This window comes from Bacillus cereus group sp. MYBK101-2, from assembly GCF_051918845.1.
GTDB classification, from domain to species: domain Bacteria; phylum Bacillota; class Bacilli; order Bacillales; family Bacillaceae_G; genus Bacillus_A; species Bacillus_A paranthracis.
This window is the reverse complement of sequence record NZ_JBQAIE010000011.1, coordinates 121,622-141,016: the sequence shown is the minus strand read 5'-3', so window position 1 is coordinate 141,016 and position 19,395 is coordinate 121,622. Positions and strand designations below refer to the sequence as shown.

Below are 19,395 nucleotides of genomic sequence, written 5' to 3'. Positions count from 1 at the left end.
GAAGACGTAAATAAGAAGGGGGAAAGAAAAAACCACCTCACGTATATGAGGTGGAATAATTGTTAATATTTTGGTTTAAAAGTATGGCAACAAGTTTCAACACTTGTTGTTACAGAACTTTCTAGCGTCTCGTTTGTTAAAACTGCGCTTGTATACGAATCATTTGTATTCGAACCCGTTTCTTCAGCATCTGGTTGAACAATGATTGCACTTGCTTGACAAAAGTTACCTTGTCCCCAAAATGAGCAATTGGAAACAGAACATTTTACTTCTGGCATAAAACCCCCTCCTTATACATTAGTTTGGAATTTTACGTCCATTTCATGTGTAGAAGGAGTTTCCTTTTCTCGTTATTTTTTCGTTTGTTCAAACCATTCTTTGAACTTTTCTTTTGATTGTTCGCCGCTAATACGGCTTACTTCTTTACCATCTTTAAAATGAATAATTGTTGGTGTTCCTTGGATATTGTATTTATCCCAAGGCTCGTTTAAATTTTCAATATCAATTACTTTCATATCAACATTTAAATCTTTTGCTAAAGGTACAACAGTAGGAGAGACCTTTTGACAATGAACACAAGACGTTTGATAAAAGTAAATCGTTTGTGCTTTTTTATCTTCTATATTTTTATTGAGATCCTCAAGAGAAATTTTATTTGAGTAGTAATCTTTTTCATTTGTCGATGCGTTTTTCTTTTCCATTTGTGCTACAGCAAACATTGCCGCAAATAAAACGATAATAATACCGCCAAATATAAGTATTTTTTTCATTCTTTCATCTCCTTATTTGTTTTTAATGACAATAAAGCTACAAACAGCGATTGTAATAAAGCCGATAAGTGCTAAAAACGGGATTGTCACAAAGCCGAACCAGTTTATGTATTCTCCCGTACATGGTACACGGCCGCAAGCTGCCCCAGCAGCTGAAAATGCTGCGATCTTTTGAATTGCATAGTGATATAAAGAAATACAAGCACCAATACTTGCGATTGGTAAAGAATAATTTGCGATGCGATAGTCTTTTTTTACTACAGCGATACCGAGCCATAAAACGAATGGATACATAAAAATACGTTGATACCAACAAAGGACACAAGGCTCAAATTTCATGATTTCGGAAAAGTATAGACTTCCTAGTGTAGCAATAAAAGAAGCTCCCCACGCGGTAAATAAAGCATATTCTTGCTTTTTTTCTCGTCCCATATTTTATACCTCTCTTATAATAGTTACATACTAAATTATAGTATGAGGTGGTACAGAAAAGAAAGAAAAAATATGTTTATCAATAAAAGTTTTATAAGGGGAAACTTTTATTGATATGAACATTTTAAAAAAGCGCTATTCTCCAGAAGAGAATAGCGCTATAGTTTACATTTGAATTTGCTCTACTTCTTCTATATGTGACTTTTGGGATGCGTGGTCAATATATTGAAATAGGAGCTGCAATTGTTTATCAACTTCTGGCAGTTCTTTACTGTATTGATAAGCGTGTAAAAAATGCTCAATACGCTTAGAAAATAATTGATCGTTCGTTTGAACCATGAGAACGAGTAATTTATCCCAATTACAGCAATACGTGTAATAGAGAGCTTTATCATAGTCGTTATATGTTTGCACTGTGTACCCTCCTTACCGAGAGTTATATATAGTGTGTGATAAGTAAGGAGAAATACACTTGAAAGAATTTGTTAAGAAAAAAAGTGAATGAAAAAAAACGAGGTGTTTCCTCGTTTTTTAAGCTTTTGGCATTGGCGTAGGTGTTGGTTTTCCATAGCCTTCTTTGTATTTATTGTCGATATAGTTACGAATTTCAAGCGTTGATTTTCCTTTTTGTTTCATCGAAGCAGATTCAACTGCAATTTCTAGGCAATTGACGCAAGTCGTTGCATGGGAATCCCAAACAACTTCACCATTTTTTTTAATTTCACGAATAAAGCAATTTTTATTGTTTTTATGTCCTACACTTTCACCGCAACCACAGTAACATGGAATCCAATCTAATAGCTCTGCATTTTGTCCAGCGACAGTGTAGATATCTTTCATTTGTGGATCAAGCTTGTCTAGGAAGGTAGGAAGTGTGTCGACTCCTTTTGTTTTCTCTTGAATGTCAGCTTGCTGAGTATGCGATGCATGGTCGTGCTCTTCTTTTGATTCAGATGATTTTTTTTCATTTGTACTAGTAGCTCCGCATCCAGCAAGAATTAAACTCAGTACTGCAAGTAAAGAAAATACATATTTCTTCATACGCTTGTCCCCTTTACAAATGTATTAATCAAATTGTATCAGAGATTATGGTGTGTCGGGTGAAGATTTTTTCGACTGATTTTTGAAGCGCCATCTTAGCGAATGGAATAGAAATAAAACCGGGATATAAGCGTATACAATATATAAACCAGCTTGAGATAGGACTGTATTTAATGTATTGATACTTTCACGGTTTTTAAAAAATAAAGAAGCTGTAAAAACGATGAAAATAAAAAACGGTAATGTAAATTTAAATGAAATATGAAATGAACGCTTCATCGTTTGGCATGATGACCAAATGGTTAAACAAAGGTTTGGCAAAATAATTAAAAACCAAACAAAAATAATAATGTATTCAAACCGTTGAATAAAAGGAACTTTAATTATTTTTAACATCGTTAAAGTAGGCCAAATAGTATGATTTAATTGTCCTTCACTATAATACATAAAAGATACAATAGCTAAAACTACATAAATCAAAGTGCTAAAAAAAATTCCTGCATGAGCCCATCTTTTTAAAGACTTACCTTTTTCAATAAATGGATAGAAGATAAGGATTGTTTCAAAGCCGAGAAACTCTAATGCAGATTGTTTTGCAGATATAAGCATGTCAAAAGGTGAATGTGTAAAAATAGGTAAAATATTACGGAAATGAGCGTATTTCATTGGATAGACTAAAAAGAATACAACGAAAATAGGAAGTACAATACCCCAAAAACATATCCCTGTCACAGAACGGAACCCACCTTTTATAATGTAGTAAGTGACTAATAAAAACATAAGGGTAAGTTTCCATAACTTAATGGTAGGGAAAATCCAAACTTGTATCACTTCCATATATGTACGAAGAACAGTAAGGCAGAATAATAAGCAATAAAGAGTGAAAATGACAGAAAATATAGAGCCAAACCATTTTCCAAAACTTGTTGTATGAATGCTAATTAAATCTCCCTCTTTTTCTAACATTTTTAACATACAAAACAGCACAATATGGGTTGCAATCCCCGCAATAATAAGAGAAATCCAGGCATCATAACCAGCGTTTTTTAAAATTACACGTTGATACCCAAGAACTCCTATTCCAATTTGAAGCGAATGTAATAATATAAAGGCAAAGTATGGAGAGACTGTCTTTGATTTATTCATTGTATTCATTGCTTATTTCACCTCACTATTCCCCGATTCCAGATTGTACAATATTAAGATCTAAATTTATATCTACGGCGACGTTCTTATACATATTTCGAATTTGTTTTATATTCCATTTTCTCGTATGACTTCTAATTTCATCGCGTATGCCTAAAGGATCAATTTCCTTTTTTTGAAATTGTTTTATTAAATCTTCACAGTCTTTTTCAACATTGCGTTCAATTTGTTTCTTTATATAGTTGATATTTGTTTCTTTTCTCAAATCAATCCAATTAGGAGAGTTTTTAATTAAACCATTTAATTTTAAATGGATTTTTACTTTTGGTATGTCGCCAGTTTGATCTATATCATATTTATTTTTCCCAGCTAAGTTTTGTATAACAACCATACCTTTATGTTTATCCTTTGTTATCGCTGCTTCGTAACGCCCATTTTTGGTAGGATTAATTAGCAGTTTTGCTAAAACAGAATGTCTTTTATCCGTATACATGACGACTTTATCGCCTTTTAAAAAGGCAAGTCCTTTGACAGCGACGGAATGATTATCGCCCATTTTTATATAAGGAACGTAGGCATCACATACAGAAGAGTAGTAATTATATAAAAAAACATTTAATTCAGTTTGTGGAATGTTCTCATTTCTTATATTTTGCTCGAGTAAATCAGCAATATATAAAGAACCATTTTTTTTTCCGTAATTTAAAAGCTCTTCAGCTGATCCATCTACAATTGCTAGTTGTACATCACGTCCTATATTTGGATCACGTTGTAAGTTAGTAATAATTTCTCCCATTCCACGTTCTCCTAGAGCCTTTCCAAATAAGACGACACGCATTTGACCTACAACAACATTGTGAGGAGATTTAGCATTCAATCGTGAAGCGATTGTTTCAAGTGAACGAGCAGATGTTGATTGTGTCTCAGGCTTAGACTTTACACCATGCGTGTATTCTGGGAATAAGATCGTCCCTTGGAATTGTTTGTTTTTTGTAATATCAAATCCAGCAATATGAATAATGCGCTGTGTATCCACTATATACGTTTGTGTACAGCCAGTTTGTAGAACAAAAAAGATTATAATAAGGAACAAGAAAAGTTTTTTCATTCATTATCACCATCACGTTTTTGCTTCACTTTGTTCGGATTATAGCGCCATTTTGATTTTGGTCTAAGGAAAGAAGGCCTTTGTGCTGTTTGACTAAATGGTAATCGAAGAAAACCTTCTGCTGTACCTAAACCACGAAATGGATATAAAGGTAATAAATAAGGTGATCCAAGTGATTTTAATTTAATTAAATGAGCTAAAATAAATACAAATCCGACAATAAGGCCTAATCCTCCGAATGCGCCGGCTAAAAGAATAAGCGGAAATCGTAACAACCGGATAGTAGAAGACATTTTTACAGTCGGTGTTGTGAAAGATGCAAGAGCGGATAAAGCAACTGCAATTAATAAAATTGTACTTGTTAAAGCGGCTTCAACAGATGCTTGCCCAATTACAATCCCGCCAACAATACCAATTGTTTGTCCTACTTTCGTCGGTAAACGTGCTCCCGCTTCACGAAGCAATTCAATTGTAATTTCTAAAAAGAGTGCTTCTAGAATAGGAGGGAAAGGTACGTTAGCTCTCGAGAAAATAATAGGACCTAGTAAATCGGCAGGAATCATCTGATAATGATATGTTAAAGCCGCTGTATAAATAGCGGAGGAAAAAAGAGAAAATATAGCCCCGAAAAAACGAATAACACGAAAGAACGATCCAATCATCCACGGTAAATAATAATCTTCTGGTGAAATGAAAAAATCTAGTAACGTTGTTGGTCCTGATAAAGCATATGGAGAGCCATCTGTTAAAATTAAAACTTCCCCGTTAATTAAAGCAAATACAGCTCGATCTAATCGTTCTGTAGGTAATAGAACAGGAAAAGGTGAATTGCTATTATCACTAATAAATTGCTCAATCATAGTTGCATCAAATGGGACATCGAAGTCAATGTCTTCTAGCCGTTGTATTGCGGTGTTGATAAATTGTTCATTTGTAACGCCTTCTATATAAGCAACAGCTACTTTCGTTTTTGACATAGATCCGACGGTAACTTCTTTAAAAATGAGTTGCTCTGTTACAATATTTCGGCGTAATAAGTGTATATTTGTATCAAGGTTTTCAACGAAACCGATTTTAGGCCCGATTACGCTATATTCATTTTCTGTATCGTTATATAATCGTGTTCCTAAAACAGTACTTTCGGCGCGAATTAAAGCATATTGATCGGGATTCGAATTATTTTTTAAGCGTATTAAAATATATCCACCTAATAATTTCTCACGAATATCATCAATAGAAGGAGAGGTAATAATATCTTCAATAGAGACAATATTGCATAAATCAGAGATGTTTTGGATTTGTTCAGATTCCTTTTTTAGAGGAGTTAAAATAAATTGTTTAATAATAAGTGCTTCCACGACAGATTTATAATAAAACAAGCATAACGTGTCATCGTCAAGTACGTTATAGGAGACAAAATCGCTAGATTCTTTCATGCTTTTTATAAATTCTGGAATAGAACAAATTGTTTTTGTACTATTCTTTTTGGATTTCTTAGATGATAAACCGAACATTTTCTCACCCCTAACATATATCATTTACTTGTGTTAGTTTTTGGGAAAGACGGGAATTTATACTTGAAAATTGAAAGTTCATAAACAAAAGGAAGAGTATTAAAAAACTCTTCCTTTTGTTGTATTAATTTGTTTTCTTTTCTTTAATCGACTTTACTAATTTAATTATTTCTACTCGTATATCTTCTTTCTTTACATTTAATTTTTCTGCAATTTGTTTCATATCCATTCCGTCTTTTTTCATTTTTAGCACATCATCAAGGGGAGTATTACTTTTTTGAGAGATGATTGTTAATACCGTGAGCTGACGTAATCCGATATTATATTCTTTCATTTTTTGTTTTAGCCCGTCTGGTGTAGATTTTTGCATATTTGCTAATTCTTGCAGCAGCGCCTTTTTCGTTTCTTTATTCATATGATGCTTTTTCAACTTACTTGGATCTACCCCGAAATGCTCAGCTGTTTTCTCCCAAGATTTATTTTGCTTATAGTAAGCTAAAACGTCCTTAATTTCTTTTTTACTCATTCTTGCAATGTGGGCAGCTTTCCAAATTTCATGTTTGTTATAGCCGAGTTTTTCGAACGATTGCATTTCTTCTTCTGAAATTGGCTTATGATGATGCAATGTTACTTCTTTTGGCGTAGCAGCGGAAGCAGGGAAAGTAGCTATCCCGCATAATAATGCTGCCATAGTCATACTTACTACGATTTTTTTGTACATGTAAACTCCTCCTAGATGGATAATGTGGAAAACTTTACACATATCATTTCCATAAAATGTGAAAAACTTGTGAACGAGCTAAGTTTTTTTATTCACAGTAGAAAAAGAAGTTTTTACAAGTTTTCCAACATAAAACATTGATTAATAGTAAAAAACTAGGTTATAATCGAAATTGAAAATCAATATCAATAGTAAACGTATACATATAGATAAAAATAAGGGAGAGAAAAATATGACTACATATACTTCCATCGCAAATGTGATTAAAGAAAGACGTTCTGTTCGTACATTTACAGATAAAGCAGTAGAAAAAGAGTTATTAATTGAACTATTAAACGACGCAACATGGGCACCGAATCATAAACACCGTGAACCATGGAATTGTAAATTATACATTGGAGAAGGCCGTAAGAAGTTGGTAGATGCAGTATTAAACTCTTTCACAGAAGAAGAAAGAGCGAAACGCGGTAAAATTTTATCTGATCGTTTCTTAAGTACGCCAGCACAAATCGTTGTATATATAAATGAAGACCCACGTCAAATTCAACGTGACGAAGATTACGCTGCAACATGTGCATTTATGCAAAACTTCCAACTTCTTGCTTGGGAACGTGGATTAGGTTGTGTTTGGAAATCAGGCGGATTGAACTACAATCCATTATTTATAGAAGGACTCGGTTTAACTAGAGGTCAACGTATCGTTGGAATTCTTCACCTTGGCTACTTCGATAAAGCGCCAGAAGGAAAAGCTCGTACACCGATTACGGAGAAGATGGAGATTATTGAAGGTTAATTTCATATTTGTTTGTAAAAGAAGCACATTCCTAAAATTAGGAATGTGCTTCTTTTATAGTTCATTGGAATATGTATTAATTTGGTAGCAATAGAGAAGCACGGTTTAATTTTAAATATTGTCCTTCTTGAATCGTTAAATAGCGCTCTTCTTTAAAGTTATCATTGCTAATGATGTTTTTTAAGCCATTTACAGTACTATTTGCATGTAGGGAGTAGTATCCTGTTGCTCCATCATTTGGGACCAACTTATACTCACCAGCAGGAACATCAATTCCTACGCGGTACATGCCTGGAATTAGCTCTTTACCGTCTAATGGGATTTTTTCTACTTTAGTTGCTGGTAACATTTTAGCACGCTTTAGTTGTAAATATTGTCCATCTTCTACAGTAAGAAATCTAAAGGTTGCAAAATTATCATTCTGTAAAATGTTGTTAGAAGATCCAGTACTATCTTTTAGAACTGCAAAATAAGCACTTTGCCCTTGTTCGGCTAAAAGAAAGTATTCACCAGCAGGCAAATCTGTACCAACCTTATACATACCAGATTTAATACTTTCATCTTTTTTCGGTTCAGGCTTTGCTGTATCAGCAGTTGTAGTTGGCTTAGCTTCAGAAGAATTTAGAGTTGTTTCTTCTTGTTTTTTTGTTTCATTTGCTTTTTGTGTTGTTTCTTTTGTGTTTCCTTCACATGCTGTTAAGAGAAGAAGGAAACAAGCAAGACATAAAATATAACATTTCTTCATGATGTAACTCCTTGTTGTGTAATATTTTAATACTTTAATAGTATAACTTTAGGATGTTAAAAATACTAGTGTTCTGTGAATAAATGGTATTTAATGAAAATTAAGTTTATTTATAAAATGAATGAACAATGCTGTTTATTATGCAATCAATCCTCATGAAAGCTTGTTCTCAATCATACACTTTCTTAAGGGAAAGTGTAAGGAGGGAAAATAATGAGAGCAAGTGACGATAAAGCACTGCAATATGCGATTGCGGAAATTACGGAAATTGCGACTGGATTTGGGCTTGATTTTTATCCGATGCGTTATGAAATATGTCCAGCGGAAATTATTTATACATTTGGTGCATATGGGATGCCGACGAGATTTTCACATTGGAGTTTTGGAAAACAGTTTTTCAGAATGAAATTACAATACGATTTAGGTCTTAGTAAAATATACGAACTCGTTATTAACTCTGATCCATGTTATGCCTTTTTATTAGATACGAACTCGTTAATTCAAAATAAATTAATTGTGGCGCACGTGTTAGCGCACTGTGATTTCTTTAAAAATAATATTCGTTTTTCAAATACGAAGCGAGATATGGTAGAAAGTATGTCAGCAACAGCTGAACGGGTGAAAGCATATGAGCATAAGTACGGAAAAGAAGAGGTAGAAACATTTTTAGATGCCGTACTTGCCATTCAAGAGCATATTGACCCGTCGCTTATGCGTCCGAAACTAGCGTGGAGTATTGATGATTTAGAAGAGGAAGAAGTAGAGAAGAAAAAGGCATCACAGTACGATGACCTATGGAATTTAGATAATCGAAATAAAAAACAGGAACGCTCCAACGTGCGTAAAAAGAAAAAGATTCCACCGCAACCAGAGAAAGATTTACTCCTTTTTATTGAAGAATATAGCCGTGAGCTAGAAGATTGGCAGCGAGACATATTAACGATGATGCGTGAGGAAATGCTATATTTCTGGCCACAGCTTGAAACGAAGATCATGAACGAAGGCTGGGCATCCTTCTGGCATCAACGCATACTTCGCGAAATGGACTTAACATCGGATGAAGCAATTGAATTTGCGAAACTAAATGCAGGTGTCGTCCAGCCATCAAAAACGAGTATTAACCCATACTACCTCGGTATTAAAATGTTTGAAGATATTGAGGAGCGCTACAACAACCCGACAGAAGAAATGAAACGACGCGGCGTCAAACCAGGATCTGGTCGAGACAAAATCTTTGAAGTACGCGAAATCGAATGGGACGTATCGTTCTTAAGAAACTACTTAAATAAAGATCTCGTAATGAGAGAAGATATGTACTTATTCCAGCGTCAAGGAAAAGAATATAAGGTAATAGATAAAGAGTGGGAACATGTGCGTGATCAACTCGTAAATATGCGGACAAATGGTGGCTTCCCGTACTTAGTAGTAGAAGACGGGGACTACTTAAAGAATGGAGAATTGTACATTAAACATAGTTACGAAGGAATCGAGCTCGATTTAAAATACTTAGAAAAAGTATTGCCATATCTTCATCAATTATGGGGAAGAACAGTGCATATGGAGTCGATTGTCGAGAGTAAGGGCGTTGTATTTTCTTATGATGGGAAGATGGTGCATCGGAAGTATGTGTGAAGCCATCTAAAGGGAAGTATTAATTAAAGTAAAATAGGTAACTTGAAAAATAACGGGGGAACTTCCCCCGTTATTTTTATCTATTCAATGTTATATTGAGAGTCGAATATCCAAACTTATTAAACAAGTATAAAAGATTTTGACCATCAATCAGTGTAATTGGCTTATCTTTTATAAATGTGACAGAGTCTTTTCCGAAAGAGCTTGTTGTTACTAAAATTCCTTTTGTTGCTCCTTCGTGAAGCATAGTTCCATACAAATCACGTACTGCGGATACAGGAACCGTCATATTATATCGTTTTGCTTGGATGATAAACTTTCCGCCTTTAATTGGATCGGGGTCAAACGCAATAGCATCTACTCCGCCATCACGACTAGCTTGTGTTACTTTGACTTCGGCACCATCCTCATTAAACATTCTTTCAAACAATTCTCTTACTAGATGTTCAAAGTCTTCCCAATGCATAGTAGCTAAGTTGTCCGCAGAAGTAAGGTTAGCTAAAACCTTTTTGGATTCCACAAACCGTTTATCATTTGTTTGTAGAGTCATGATAGGTTTAACAGGAGATAAGGTTGTAAGCTTACCTGCAAATAATCCTTTTAGACTTTGAATACATTTTTTATAGTCTATTCTGTCTAATTTTATAGGTTCAAATTCTTCACGAGACGCTTGGACGGAAATAATACATGAAGTAGAATCATTGCCAGTTGCTTCGTCTATATAACTAATCCATCCATTAAAGACAACGATATTTACATCGTTGTTATATACAGCTTCAAAAATTTCGTGAATTGTTCTTAATGTTATTTGAAATATTATAGATTCATAAAATTCCTCGAAATCCTTCTTTTTCATTTCGACTGATTTTACTTCTTTTCTTGTGGCAATATATTTATATTCAGTGATATTTGGAATTAAGGTTGGATTAGGTAGTTTATATGATATAACTAGTGTATTTAAATCTTTTCGAAACTGTACATCATACTCTTTCTCAATCCCATCAGGGTAAAGAGAGTTTTCTAATACCACATTTACATACTTCTCAACTGCTTCAGGTTCCCCTAATTCAAATTGCTTTTTCCAGTTCGTAATATTGTCATTGTATTGTTGTTGTTCCAATTCAAATGTTTCTTTTTGCTGAAGGTGTTTATTGAGAGCATCTTCTTTCTGTTTTTCGTATGTATCATAAGTTTGATTATATTCTTCCAATGCTTGTTCATAAGCGTTGTTTGCCTGATTTTCTAGTTGAATTCTTTTACGTTTGAGGGGAGATATGAATTTTTCTAATATTCCTTCGGTTGGAACTTTATATGTATGTTTAAAAGTATCTAAGGTAGGTTTTTGTGTATTAAAAGGTTCATAGAAAAATGGTGGATAACTGTCGTATTTCTTTTGAGATTCCCAATCTAAGGTGTCGTCAATTTCGAGGGTAGCATTTAACAGGTTTTCATATTCATGGATTATATCTTGGGCAGCAATTGTATCAAATTCTGCTTGCATTTTTATATCTTGAATCTTGTCTCGTTCACGTTGCTTCACTTCAGCTTGTGCCCATTTTTGTTCTTGTTCTTGTATTTTTAGATTCAATTCCCATGGAGATGCAGCTTTAATCAGTTTGCTTTTTCCTAAATAGTCATTACTAATAGTTTTTTGATAATGGTATCGACTTGCCATGCATACACACCCTTTACAAGTTCAAATTATCTTCTTCTATATTTTACCTATACAATAAGTTAGAGTAAAGAGATGGAAGATATGAATTTTGAAAGGTTCTAGATGCAGTATTTGTGATTTCAATAACAAATTAATCCCTAATGAGTGTGAAATTAGGGATTAATAGATGATAAGGATGCAGAAGGACAAGTAGAAAGAAGGAAAATAGTTTACGAGAACTTGTTGGGATTAGAAAATAGGGATAAAAAAGGAGGTTGGGAGAATTTTATGTAAAAATACGGAAAGATCCTGTTCATTCAAGAGTACAGCCAGGAAATAGAAGAAGATGTGATAAGTATTTTACAAGATTTAATGAAAAGAATTAAAGAAAATTAGCGATGAAGTGATAGTTGGAAATAAAGAAATAGATATAGTAAGACAAACGTTTTCTAATTATGATTTAGATGTTCAGACTAATGAGGATGTAAAGATTATTGGTAAACTATATAATACTTCAACTATTATTAAAATATTTAATAACAACTATTTAAGCGCTGAAGCTATTTCAAGAAGTAGACTTTGAGAAAGTATGAATATGTTTATTAATCACAGAAAAAAGTGAAAGTAGAGGGTGGATTTTGAAATTAGATGCAATCATTGAGGTATTAAAATAGACTGTGAACCAAGGGCTTACAGTCTATTTTAGTAAAAATTCTATTTAGAGAATAATGTATAGGGCTTCATTCAATTGGTTTTGGCCCTGTCGTGTCTCCTTTGTCTAACATTGAGGAAATTTGAATCTTATTATCAAGTATCTTTATTTTATATAATCTGTTTTTTACCTTTTCTCTATACTTGCTTTTTCCGGTGGTAAAAATATATTCTTCAGAGGTTGTAATTTTGTATTCTGAACTCGTAATCTCTTCTGGTTTTGCAGAAAGTTGAAATTCAACGACATGATACTGGTGCCCCTCAGAGAATTCATTGTGTATATAATTGTTCATACCTGTATAATATTGACCATCTTTTTCAATAAAATCTTCAATGTAACTGCTAGTGTTTTTATTAAAAGCAAGTAAGCTTTGTTTGCTATAATTGTTTAAAAAGATTTGAATATCTTCAGAGGTTTTCTGCTTTTGATTGTTTTCCGTTTTAGTTTCTATATAGCTAATTATTCCTATACATGTTCCAATAGTTGTGATGACGCCAGCTATAAAAGCAACTATCTTTTTTTTATTACTAGTGGATTCGATGGATGACGGATTCATATTAAATTCCCCTTATGATAATTGAATGTATTTTAAAACAAGAATTTTCTACCATTCCATATAATACATAAATGATGGGCATAAAAGCAATAGATTTTGTGAAAAATATCATATTATCTAGATTATAAATTTTTAATTAGTTTTGGGTGATTAAAGCACCTTATCAATACGAGGGCTGGGTGCTCTTCAGCTATCAAAAACGAGCATTAATCCATACTACCTCGGTATTAAAATGTTTGAAGATATTGAAGAACGCTACAACAACCCGACAGAAGAAATAAAACAATAGGATCTGGTCGAGACAAAATCTTTGAAGTATGCGAAATTGAATGGAACGTATCTTTCTTAAGAAACTACTTAAATAAAGATTTTGTAATGCGACAGATTTTTGAACGCAGAGTAAAGAATATGACTCATTGTTTGATTTTGTGAAGTCAATGTAATTAATAATGATACTCATTATTAATTACATTGACTTCTGAAAAAAGAAAAACTAGAATTTATAAAGGGATCTTCAATTGTTCGCTATCATTTGTATAGCAGGTAAGTTATGTTGGATAGCTTTATTTCTATAAGATGTAGGTTGGCTCTTTATAGTTTTGGTGTTCTTTTTATCTTTTTTGTACAGTATTTTTGGTGAATCAAAAGGTGTATGCAGAAGATGTACCGTGGACATCAGTTTCCAATGAGGGAGAACGTGTACTTTTTCAAGAACAATCTTTGTATAGTAATGATCGAAGGAGAGAAGATCTTGTTTCACCTTCATTTGAAGGGCGTAAACATGGTGGGGAAGATTGGGGATACTTATTAAGAGACAGTAATTTTAATTATCCATCTCGTACGGGTGTAACAATAATAGCTACCCATACAGTAGGAAGTAGTTCTTGGAATTCTGGAAACCGGGTGACAGACGATGTTTTTAATAATCTTAAAAAATGGTCTGAATAAATATAATAACCTTATATGGATTTTATGTTGTATATTGGTCATTATCATAATGTCTAGTTCTATAGCAAATAATGAAAAGAAGTTTAGTAAGGTTGTTAATTATGTAACTTTTCACGTGAAAAATAAAGAAAAACAGCCAATAAAAGGTTTTGAAATTATACTTATGAAAGACGAATCACCTGAGCCGAGTAAAGAAATTGGGATTTCAATAGGGAGAACGGATGAAGAAGGAAAAGTTATTTGGAGGAATGTGAGGAAGGGAAATTATATCATATTTTTGCCAAATGGTGAGACGCAAATAGTTAGGGTTAACGATAGAGATGAAACGAGAGTAATAAATATATTATTGTAGAAAACGAATCCATTTTGAAAAAGAATACTCAAAATGGATTCGTTTTTTTATGGAGTTTTTAGTTACCAAACAGGACGTATATTTGATGATAATTTCTCTGTATTTTCTTTAGTAACGAATGTTGTTAAATCTTCTTTGAGCATTTGCATTCGTTCAGCACCTATGTTTTCAATCCATTGTTGCTCTATTTCAGCTACTATTTTTTCTTTTGCCTTCAATACTGACAAACCACGTTCGGTTAAAACAATGATTTTCCCTCTTTTATCAGTAGGATGTGTTTTGCGTGTAACGTAGCCACTCTTCTCAAGAGAATCCACCATTTTACTTACAGCTTGTTTTGAAACCCCTAAATATTCAGCTAGTTCTATACCCGTTGCTCCATTAGGTAGAATGCGTTTGAACATAAAACCATGTGCTGGCCTAATATCTTCAAATCCCAATTCATTTAATTTGTCATGTAGTTCAGTAATTAATGTGCTAAATGATAATGATAAAAGCGATGTAAGATCGAACTCGTTAAATGTTTGATCCATGTATATAACCTCCGTATCTGTAGTCAATTAAGTTGACTATACATGATACTTATTGTACTATGCATAATATAGTCAATCAAATTGACTATATTATGTTGTAGAACAAATAATGATTTATATAATATACAATCAATGGAGGTTTCACATGGTTAATATCGTAAAAATTAGAGGGAGTGTATTTGCACCGTATGCATTGCTGAAGCCTATTAAGGATGCTGCAACAGGAAGAGTGTTTGAATACGCTGGAGATGCACGTGAATTTACACCGTACGCTGTAAATACAAAGCGTTCAAGATTAGAACAAGAAGTGATTGTTGATTTTTATAAAAGAGAAATTTTCACATATGCAGATGCTTGCATCGTTACTGTAAAAATTACAAATCCAGACGGCTCAATTGAATATCAAAAGGGAGAAACAAGTACAGAAAACATCGCATGTACAAATATTGTATGGAGTGAAGATGAAGTTTCATTTGAAATGAGAGCAAGTGCAAGTAATCCGTTAAATGCGGCGGCACCCGCAGCTGATTATTTGTTGGCTATACGAGTTAATAAAAGTGGTACTTTGCATGTTGAAGGTGTACATGATGGTTTCCCTTGCTATGAATTTTATAAACAAGTAGATTTTGGTTCATTTGAAAAAATATATACACATGATTTCAGAGAAACGAATGATACCCCAGCAGCACTAGATGGAGAAATGGAATATAGCTTTAAAACGAAAATCTAGCTATAAATATAGCATCATTTGTAAGAAGGAAGTAGCCAACGTAAAAGAGAAAGATTTTAATTATATGGCTGAAATGGTGTTTTTTATTAAATAATGCAGTATATAAAATTAGAATTATAGAGGTGTTTCTTATGGCTAATATCGTAAAAGTTAGAGCTAACGTATTTATTCCAATGTCTTGGACTGAAGCCAAGAAGGATATGGAAACAGGAAAAATAATTCAATTCGAAGGTGATTCACGCGAATTTACACCATATGCGGTAAATACTATGCGCTCTAGAGTTGAGCAAGAGGTAGTAGTTGATTTTTATAAAGGAGAAGTGTTTTCATATGCGAACACAGGTATTACGACAGAGAAGGTTACGAATCCAGATGGTTCTGTGAATAAAAGAACAGGAAAAGCGAGTACTGAAAATATTGTGTGCACGAATATCGTATGGAATCCTGATAGTGTGCAATTTAAAATGAGTGCGAGCGCAAGTAATCCGTTAAATATATATGCACCTCCTGTAGATTATGTATTACATGTATGTGTGAACAAGGATGGGAGTATTGATATGCAAGGAGAGCATGATGGATTCCCTTGTTTTGAATTTTATAAGCAAGTAGATTTCGGTTCATTTAAAAAAATATATACACATGATTTTAGAGAAACTGGTGATACGGCTGCTGCACTAGGTGGAGAAATGGATTATAGTTTTAAAAAGAGTTTATAAGAAGTGAGATAATAATGCAGTGTAGTTGAGAAATGCAAAAGTCAATAAAACCAGTGGCTTTTGCATTTTTACTATCCGTTAGAAATGTCCAAAAAACAAAACGCTTTACAATATACCCTTAAGGGTATATGATATTATACAAAGTTACAAAGTAATGTATAATATAGTTATAATTACGGAGGTGGTCTATAGTGGAATACAATCAAGATATGAAAAATAGATTAAAACGTATTGAAGGCCAAGTTCGTGGTGTGCTTCGTATGATGGAAGAAGGAAAAGATTGCCGAGAGGTTATTACACAGTTAACGGCATCTCGTTCTGCACTTGATCGTACAATTGGACTTGTTGTTGGAACAAATCTAGAGCAATGTTTACGTGAGCAGTTTGAAAAAGGTAACGGTTCAAATGAAGAGTTAATTAAAGAAGCTGTTCAATTACTTGTAAAAAGCCGATAATCTGTCAAACGTAAGAGTTGACAGATTTTCAAAAACATTTTAATATACCCCTACAGGTATATGTATATAAATTGTGGAGGAATCGACTATGAGTATAAAAGTGGATATGAGTTTAGATTGTAAAGGTTTGGCTTGTCCGATGCCGATTGTGAAAACGAAGAAGGCGATAGAAGGATTGGCATCAGGACAAGTGATTGAAATTAAGGCAACAGATAAAGGGTCTACAGTAGACATACAAAGCTGGGCGAATAAAGTAGGGCATCAATATATCGGGACGAAACAAGAGGGCGATGTTTTGATGCATTACGTTAGGAAAGCGCATGAGCATGAAGTGAATGAAGTAGCAAAGTATCCTCATACAATTACGAATGAAGAGTTGGAAGAGATATTATTAAGTGATGAAGAGTGTATTGTATTAGATGTTCGAGAAGCGGCGGAATTCGCTTTTGGTCATATTCCATCGGCTGTTTCCGTGCCGTTAGGAGAGTTAGACAGTGCAGCTTTAGATCAGACGAAGCAAATTTATGTTGTTTGCCGAACGGGTAACCGTAGTGATGTAGCTTGCCATATGTTGAAAGAGAAAGGTTATGTAAATGTGAAGAATGTCATTCCAGGCATGTTAGAGTGGCAAGGGAATATAAAGAATTAAAATTTTTTAAATAAAAATATACCTATGGGGGTAATTAAATGAATGTTAAACCGTTACAAGCAAAAGATGTTGCAGAGAAAGTTTTATTCGGAGAGTTGTTTATTTTAGATGTTCGTAATGAGACGGATTATGAAGATTGGAAAATTGAAGGGAAACAAATCTCATCTATAAATAAACCGTATTTTGATTTGTTAGATGGTGTAGATCATATTGTAAGTGAATTACCTAAAGATAAAGATGTTTTAGTAGTATGCGCAAAAGAAGGGTCTTCTATATTTGTGGCAGAGCAATTAACAGAGGCTGGATTAGAAAATATTTATTATTTAGCTGGTGGTATGAAGGCATGGAGTGAATATGTAAAGCCTGTAAAAGTTGGAGATTTAAAAAATGGCGGAAGTATGTATCAGTTTAACCGTCTTGGAAAAGGCTGTTTATCTTATATGGTCGTTTCAAACGGTGAAGCAGCAGTTATTGATGCAGTAAGAACAGTTGAAGCGTATGAAGAATTTGCGAAAGAGCATGCTGTTACGATTACGAATGTAATGGATACACATTTACATGCAGACCATATTTCTGGAGGACGTAAGTTAGCGGAAAAAGTAGGTGGTACGTATTGGTTACCGCCAAAAGATGCGGAGGAAGTTGTTTTCTCATACGAACCGCTTGTTGAAGGATCTGTTATTACGGTGGGGGGTACTAAAATTGAAATTGACGCATTATACTCACCAGGGCATACGATTGGAAGTACGTCATTTATTGTAGATGATTCCTATTTATTATCAGGCGATATTTTATTTGTAGATTCCATCGGGCGTCCAGATCTTGCTGGGAAAGCTGAAGATTGGGTAAGTGATTTACGTAATACTTTGTATAGCCGATATAAAGAACTATCTCAAAGTTTAATTGTGTTACCGGCTCATTATTCAAAAATAAGTGAAATGGACGAAAGTGGTATTGTTAGTGCAAAATTAAAAGATTTATTTGAGCATAATGCAGGTTTAAATATTGAGGATGAGGGAGAGTTCCGTAAAGTTGTAACAGAGAATTTACCACCTCAACCGAATGCATATGAAGAAATTCGTCAAACGAATATGGGTAAAATTCACCCGAGTTTGGATGAAGAGCGTGAAATGGAGATTGGTCCAAATCGTTGTGCAGTTCACAAATAAATAAATAAATAAACGAATGAATGAAAAATGGAGGAATAGATGATGAATGTAAAACAAGTATTAGATGCAAAAGATTTAGCATGTCCAATGCCGATTGTAAGAACGAAGAGAGCGATGGATACTTTGCAAACTGGAGAAGTGTTAGAAGTACAGGTAACTGATAAAGGGTCAGTTAAGGATATTCCAGCTTGGGCAAATAAAAGTGGCCATGACATCGTAAAGCATGAAGAGGAAGGCGATGTGCTGAAGTTTTGGATTAAGAAGGCATAGTATTTTTATAAATGTAGAGAGGTTGATTATATGAACACAATATTAAGTACGCTTTTCATTGTACTTGCTGCATGGTTTGTTATTTCACGCTTTTTACCTGTGAAAGGTGTTCAAAATATAAACGGAAAAGAATTAAAAAGTATAGTAGGAAAACAGGGAAAGTACTTTATCGATGTTCGTACAGTAGGTGAATATAGAGGAAATCATATGAAAGGATTTCAAAATATCCCGCTAAATGACTTAGCGAGTAAGACAAATCAATTAGATAAGAATAGGGAAGTAATCGTTATTTGTCAGAGTGGAATGAGAAGTAAACAAGCAGCGAAAATGTTAAAAAAATTAGGATTTCAGCACGTTATCAATGTTTCAGGCGGTATGAATGGTTTGTGAGGAGGAAATGTAAAATGAAAGAAATGACAGCAAAAGAATTAGAAGAAAAATTGGTACGTAAAGAAGCAGTAAATATCGTAGATGTACGTGAAGTAGAAGAAGTAGCTGAAGGGAAAATTCCAGAAGCGTGTAATATTCCACTAGGACTATTGGAGTTTCGTATACATGAGTTGGATAAAAAGAAAGAGTATATTATCGTTTGTCGTTCTAGCGGAAGAAGTGCAAGAGCAGTTCAGTTTTTAGAAAGTTACGGTTTTCAAGTGATCAATATGGTAGGTGGTATGTTAGCTTGGGAAGGTAAAGTAGAATAGGGCGAAACGATTTTTTATAAAAATGAAAATACCCATATAGGTAATTGG

General features: G+C 33.7%; 24 protein-coding genes and 2 pseudogenes. 13 read left to right on the top strand and 13 right to left on the bottom strand.

The features are described 5' to 3' along the window. Positions 1–62: 62 nt before the first annotated feature. The 9 genes from ACTFSI_RS20065 to ACTFSI_RS20025 all read right to left on the bottom strand — a co-directional run bounded on the left by ACTFSI_RS20065 (position 63) and on the right by ACTFSI_RS20025 (position 6,732). On the bottom strand, positions 63–278 hold the full coding sequence (locus tag ACTFSI_RS20065; RefSeq protein ID WP_001115394.1) for a DUF1540 domain-containing protein: 216 nt from the start codon (positions 276–278) through the stop codon (positions 63–65). A 72-nt stretch (positions 279–350) separates the two neighbouring features. Beyond that, positions 351–770: a thioredoxin family protein gene (locus ACTFSI_RS20060; protein ID WP_000721874.1), complete on the bottom strand. Its 420-nt coding sequence runs from the start codon at positions 768–770 to the stop codon at positions 351–353. Between the two features lie 12 nt (positions 771–782). Beyond that, positions 783–1,202 (bottom strand): disulfide formation protein C, encoded by a 420-nt coding sequence (locus ACTFSI_RS20055; protein WP_000532254.1) that lies wholly within the window; start codon positions 1,200–1,202, stop codon positions 783–785. A 165-nt stretch (positions 1,203–1,367) separates the two neighbouring features. After that, the gene (locus ACTFSI_RS20050; protein ID WP_001195458.1) at positions 1,368–1,616 is read right to left on the bottom strand and encodes a YhdB family protein; all 249 of its coding nucleotides are present in this window, start codon (positions 1,614–1,616) and stop codon (positions 1,368–1,370) included. Between the two features lie 117 nt (positions 1,617–1,733). Further along, entirely contained in the window at positions 1,734–2,243 is a 510-nt protein-coding gene (locus ACTFSI_RS20045; protein ID WP_000761019.1) for a PCYCGC domain-containing protein, read from the bottom strand. Positions 2,244–2,288: 45 nt separating this feature from the next. Further along, a complete protein-coding gene (locus ACTFSI_RS20040; RefSeq protein ID WP_440045597.1) occupies positions 2,289–3,398 on the bottom strand; it encodes a GerAB/ArcD/ProY family transporter in 1,110 nt (369 codons plus the stop codon). Between the two features lie 16 nt (positions 3,399–3,414). Then, complete coding sequence (locus tag ACTFSI_RS20035; RefSeq protein WP_000732618.1) at positions 3,415–4,497, bottom strand: Ger(x)C family spore germination protein; 1,083 nt, start codon at positions 4,495–4,497, stop codon at positions 3,415–3,417. Beyond that, on the bottom strand, positions 4,494–6,011 hold the full coding sequence (locus ACTFSI_RS20030; RefSeq protein ID WP_000467475.1) for a spore germination protein: 1,518 nt from the start codon (positions 6,009–6,011) through the stop codon (positions 4,494–4,496). Before ACTFSI_RS20030 ends, ACTFSI_RS20035 begins: the two co-directional genes overlap by 4 nt. A 124-nt stretch (positions 6,012–6,135) precedes the next feature. Beyond that, positions 6,136–6,732: a hypothetical protein gene (locus ACTFSI_RS20025; protein ID WP_000277029.1), complete on the bottom strand. Its 597-nt coding sequence runs from the start codon at positions 6,730–6,732 to the stop codon at positions 6,136–6,138. A gap of 232 nt (positions 6,733–6,964) precedes the next feature. On the opposite strand from ACTFSI_RS20025, the gene ACTFSI_RS20020 reads away from it, so the two are divergent. After that, the gene (locus ACTFSI_RS20020; protein WP_000214824.1) at positions 6,965–7,525 is read left to right on the top strand and encodes a nitroreductase family protein; all 561 of its coding nucleotides are present in this window, start codon (positions 6,965–6,967) and stop codon (positions 7,523–7,525) included. A 76-nt stretch (positions 7,526–7,601) separates the two neighbouring features. Here the strand turns inward: ACTFSI_RS20020 and ACTFSI_RS20015 are convergent, their stop codons facing one another. Next, complete coding sequence (locus ACTFSI_RS20015; protein ID WP_138322458.1) at positions 7,602–8,270, bottom strand: hypothetical protein; 669 nt, start codon at positions 8,268–8,270, stop codon at positions 7,602–7,604. A gap of 213 nt (positions 8,271–8,483) precedes the next feature. Here ACTFSI_RS20015 and spoVR point away from each other — a divergent pair, with 213 nt between their 5' ends. Further along, positions 8,484–9,902 (top strand): stage V sporulation protein SpoVR, encoded by a 1,419-nt coding sequence (gene spoVR, locus ACTFSI_RS20010; protein ID WP_001202710.1) that lies wholly within the window; start codon positions 8,484–8,486, stop codon positions 9,900–9,902. A 76-nt stretch (positions 9,903–9,978) separates the two neighbouring features. On the opposite strand, the gene ACTFSI_RS20005 is transcribed toward spoVR, so the two are convergent. Beyond that, a complete protein-coding gene (locus ACTFSI_RS20005) occupies positions 9,979–11,577 on the bottom strand; it encodes a restriction endonuclease (RefSeq protein WP_138322457.1) in 1,599 nt (532 codons plus the stop codon). Between the two features lie 719 nt (positions 11,578–12,296). Continuing rightward, a complete protein-coding gene (locus ACTFSI_RS20000; protein WP_001070031.1) occupies positions 12,297–12,824 on the bottom strand; it encodes a TcaA NTF2-like domain-containing protein in 528 nt (175 codons plus the stop codon). Positions 12,825–13,002: 178 nt separating this feature from the next. On the opposite strand from ACTFSI_RS20000, the pseudogene ACTFSI_RS19995 reads away from it, so the two are divergent. The 3 genes and pseudogenes from ACTFSI_RS19995 to ACTFSI_RS19985 form a co-directional block, all read left to right on the top strand. After that, positions 13,003–13,229 (top strand): annotated as a pseudogene (locus ACTFSI_RS19995) (SpoVR family protein); the annotation flags it as partial. Between the two features lie 145 nt (positions 13,230–13,374). Then, positions 13,375–13,697, top strand: a pseudogene (locus ACTFSI_RS19990) (trypsin-like serine peptidase); the annotation flags it as partial. A gap of 40 nt (positions 13,698–13,737) precedes the next feature. Continuing rightward, positions 13,738–14,124, top strand: a complete 387-nt coding sequence (locus tag ACTFSI_RS19985; protein ID WP_000478590.1) for a DUF2606 family protein — start codon at positions 13,738–13,740, stop codon at positions 14,122–14,124. 62 nt (positions 14,125–14,186) lie between these two features. On the opposite strand, the gene ACTFSI_RS19980 is transcribed toward ACTFSI_RS19985, so the two are convergent. Next, on the bottom strand, positions 14,187–14,657 hold the full coding sequence (locus ACTFSI_RS19980) for a MarR family winged helix-turn-helix transcriptional regulator (protein WP_138322456.1): 471 nt from the start codon (positions 14,655–14,657) through the stop codon (positions 14,187–14,189). Between the two features lie 145 nt (positions 14,658–14,802). Between ACTFSI_RS19980 and ACTFSI_RS19975 the strand changes: the two genes are divergently transcribed. The 8 genes from ACTFSI_RS19975 to ACTFSI_RS19940 all read left to right on the top strand — a co-directional run bounded on the left by ACTFSI_RS19975 (position 14,803) and on the right by ACTFSI_RS19940 (position 19,347). Further along, positions 14,803–15,387, top strand: a complete 585-nt coding sequence (locus tag ACTFSI_RS19975) for a DUF3238 domain-containing protein (protein ID WP_138322455.1) — start codon at positions 14,803–14,805, stop codon at positions 15,385–15,387. 131 nt (positions 15,388–15,518) lie between these two features. Then, a complete protein-coding gene (locus tag ACTFSI_RS19970) occupies positions 15,519–16,103 on the top strand; it encodes a DUF3238 domain-containing protein (RefSeq protein ID WP_138322454.1) in 585 nt (194 codons plus the stop codon). A 191-nt stretch (positions 16,104–16,294) separates the two neighbouring features. Further along, the gene (locus tag ACTFSI_RS19965; protein WP_000456204.1) at positions 16,295–16,558 is read left to right on the top strand and encodes a metal-sensitive transcriptional regulator; all 264 of its coding nucleotides are present in this window, start codon (positions 16,295–16,297) and stop codon (positions 16,556–16,558) included. A gap of 88 nt (positions 16,559–16,646) precedes the next feature. Next, a complete protein-coding gene (locus ACTFSI_RS19960) occupies positions 16,647–17,207 on the top strand; it encodes a sulfurtransferase TusA family protein (RefSeq protein WP_000023967.1) in 561 nt (186 codons plus the stop codon). A 38-nt stretch (positions 17,208–17,245) separates the two neighbouring features. Further along, positions 17,246–18,376: an MBL fold metallo-hydrolase gene (locus ACTFSI_RS19955; RefSeq protein WP_044790956.1), complete on the top strand. Its 1,131-nt coding sequence runs from the start codon at positions 17,246–17,248 to the stop codon at positions 18,374–18,376. A gap of 39 nt (positions 18,377–18,415) precedes the next feature. Beyond that, positions 18,416–18,646 carry a sulfurtransferase TusA family protein gene (locus ACTFSI_RS19950; protein WP_002035794.1) on the top strand — a complete coding sequence of 77 codons (231 nt, stop codon included), beginning with the start codon at positions 18,416–18,418 and terminating at the stop codon, positions 18,644–18,646. A gap of 30 nt (positions 18,647–18,676) precedes the next feature. Then, the gene (locus ACTFSI_RS19945) at positions 18,677–19,036 is read left to right on the top strand and encodes a rhodanese-like domain-containing protein (protein WP_001092321.1); all 360 of its coding nucleotides are present in this window, start codon (positions 18,677–18,679) and stop codon (positions 19,034–19,036) included. Positions 19,037–19,050: 14 nt separating this feature from the next. Beyond that, positions 19,051–19,347, top strand: coding sequence for a rhodanese-like domain-containing protein (locus ACTFSI_RS19940; RefSeq protein WP_440045596.1), 297 nt, complete (start codon positions 19,051–19,053; stop codon positions 19,345–19,347). The last annotated feature ends 48 nt before the right edge of the window (positions 19,348–19,395 follow it).